Source organism: Faecalibacterium sp. Marseille-Q4137 (genome assembly GCF_017377535.1).
Lineage (GTDB): Bacteria > Bacillota > Clostridia > Oscillospirales > Ruminococcaceae > Faecalibacterium > Faecalibacterium duncaniae.
Map to the genome: position 1 here is coordinate 1 of NZ_JAFREK010000090.1, position 2735 is coordinate 2735.

The 2735-nt window shown below is 54.1% G+C and carries 2 protein-coding genes; both read right to left on the reverse strand.

The features are described from left to right. The coding region (locus tag J3353_RS15815) for a CD1108 family mobile element protein (RefSeq protein ID WP_207685223.1) at positions 1 to 1150 on the reverse strand (1150 nt) is incomplete at its 3' end. Beyond that, a partial coding sequence (locus J3353_RS15820; RefSeq protein WP_207685224.1) for a VirB4-like conjugal transfer ATPase, CD1110 family occupies positions 1147 to 2735 on the reverse strand: 1589 nt, incomplete at its 5' end. The genes J3353_RS15815 and J3353_RS15820, both read right to left, overlap by 4 nt.

A 2735-nucleotide genomic window follows, 5' to 3' on the forward strand; every position in this document is an offset into this window, starting at 1 on the left:
TGTACTCGTAGGGCACCTGCGTGGGAACCGGGATTCCTGCCGGGCTGATGACCCAAACGGTCTTGTACCGTATCTGTACCTCCACCCATGTGGTCAGTTTGTACTGCTTTTTGAAGGTCTCCTTCAGTTTTCCCTGTACCTCGCTGCGGGTGTAGTCATCATACAAGGTGGTCAGGAACGAAGTGAGCTGCCATGGGTCATGCTCGATGGGGTCGAGATGGTACTGGTACTCGTTGTAGCCGGGGTGGTCGGTAGGGGTGCGCTTGATCTTTTTATCCAGTTCCTTTTCCAGCTTCTTGTAGTCCTGCTCTGCACCCCGGATGTCCCGGTCCTCGGCAGAGTACATGGTCTGCCCGGACACCTGTGTGCCGCCGGAAAAGAGGATGCCGCAGGACGAAAAGCCCGACGTCACCATGAGGATGAGCAAAAGAAAAACGCCCACGATCACCAGAACGTGCGCGTTGCCTTTGGCAGCATTCATCAGTCCCTTTACGGCGGTGCTGACGGCAGTTTTGCCCTTTTCTACCGCCTGTTCCATGCTGGACCGGGCGGCAGATGCACCGTTGGATGCCGCTTTGCCGCCTGCGGTCTGCGCCGCCGTGCCCGAACGGGCAGCGGCATAGTAGCTTTTGTGGATTTCTTGCCGCTGTTTCCAGCGTGAAAGCCAGTTGGAGCCGCCCTCGCCGGTGCCGGATGCGCCTGTATCTTGTGCCGCAGTTGGCTCCTGTGCAGAAGATTTTGCGGTTTTGGTGCCTTTCTTGCCCTGCATCTTGGCTTTCTTTTTCAGCTTTTTGGCGTAACGGCTCTTGGAAATATCCCGGACATTTCCAGCCGCCTTTTCGCCCTCGCTCAAAGCCTGCGTGCCCACATTGTCATCCTCGTACTGGTCAACCTCCCGGTGCACCGCAGACCGGGCGGCATGGGCGGCGTACATTTCCCGCTTCTGTGCCTTGCTCAAACGGCTCAACTCGTCCGGGGTCAGTTCCGCCTTGCCAAACCGCAGATGCTGTGCCTTTTCCGCAGCTTTATCTGCATCGGTTTTCAGCTTTTTCTTTTTGGACACCGACTGCTCCACCTTGGTTTTTTTCGGAGGAGAACGGGTCTTTTTTGCGGACGATTCCTCTTTGATGTTCAGCTTCGGTTCGCTCATTTCTGTGCGCCCTCCGAGACTTCACCCAACTTGGTGGTCATAATGCGGTAGAGTTCCAGATCGGTGGGGAAACGGTCCACAAACGGCAGAATGACATTGCCGAAAAACAGCAGCCCTTCGCCCTCGCCGGAGTGGGTCACATAGGAAAGCTGATGGGGAGAAATATTGAGCTGCTTTGCGAGGATCTGCCGGTCTCCTGCCGCCTGATTCAGCATGATGATCATGTCACTGTTCTCGAAAATATTCTCGACTTCACGGGAAGAAAGAAGGTCTTTCACGTTCTGGGTCAGCCCCGTGGGAATACCGCCCCACTTGCGGAAACGCTTCCAGATCTCCACGGAATACGCCGCAGTCTGCTCCTCTTTCAGAAGCAGGTGCATCTCGTCCATATAATACCGTGTGGACTTTCCGCTGCTGCGGTTTGCCGTGACACGCCCCCAGACCTGATCCTGTACGATGAGCATACCGAGCTTCTTCATCTGTTTGCCCAGTTCTTTGATGTCATAGCAGACGATGCGGTTATTGACGTTCACGTTGGTGCGGTGGTTGAACAGGTTCAGACTGCCCTTGACGTAGATTTCCAGTGCGGTGGCAACATGGTGGGCTTCCTTTTCGTCCTGCTGGAGCAGAGCGTTGTACAAGTCCTCAAGAATGGGCATATTCTCCGGGCAGGGGTCCGCAAAATATTTGCGGTAGATCAGATGCACACAGCGGTCAATGACGGTTTTCTCCACCGGCAGCAGCCCTTCCTTGCCGCCCACCACCAGTTCGCACAGGGAAAGGATAAAGTCGGCTTTCAGGGACAGGGGATTATCTTCCTCGGAGTAGTTGGCATTGATGTCCATGGGATTGATGAACTGGGTACTGTTGGGCGAAATTTTGATGACCTGACCCTTCAAACGATTCACCAGCGGCGAGTAATCGCCTTCTGGATCGTTCACAATAATATCATCGTCCGTCACCAGAAACGCATTGGTGATTTCACGCTTTGCCGAGAAACTTTTGCCGGAACCGGGAGTGCCGAGAATCAGACCGTTCGGATTTTTCAGCTTTTTGCGATCCACCATGATAAGGTTGTTGGACAGAGCATTCAGCCCATAGTACAGGCTTTCTTTGCCGGACTGATACAGTTCCTGCGTGGTAAACGGGATAAAAATTGCCGTGCTGCTGGTGGTAAGACCACGCTGAATTTCAATCTGACAGTCTGCCAGCGGCAGGCTGCTCATCAACCCCTGCTCCTGCTGAAAATCCAACCGACACAGGTTGCAGTTGTGCTTCTGTGCAATACTGGATGCCTGAAAAACATTGTTTTCCAGCTCCTGCTCCGTGCGCCCGGTGTTCAGCACCAGAAATGTGACAAGGAACATCCGCTCGTTCTGGCTCTGCAATTCCTTCAGCAGGGCTTTTGCATCTCTGCCGTAGGTTGCCAAATCCGACGGAATGATGTCAATATCATATCCGGCACGGATGGCTTTTTTCTGCTCCTCGATTTTGCTGCGATCCAGTTCCGTGATGGTGCGCTTGACCGTCTTGATGGCCTTGTTCTGGTCAACGGACTGGATGTGCATGGTGACGATCTGGCTGG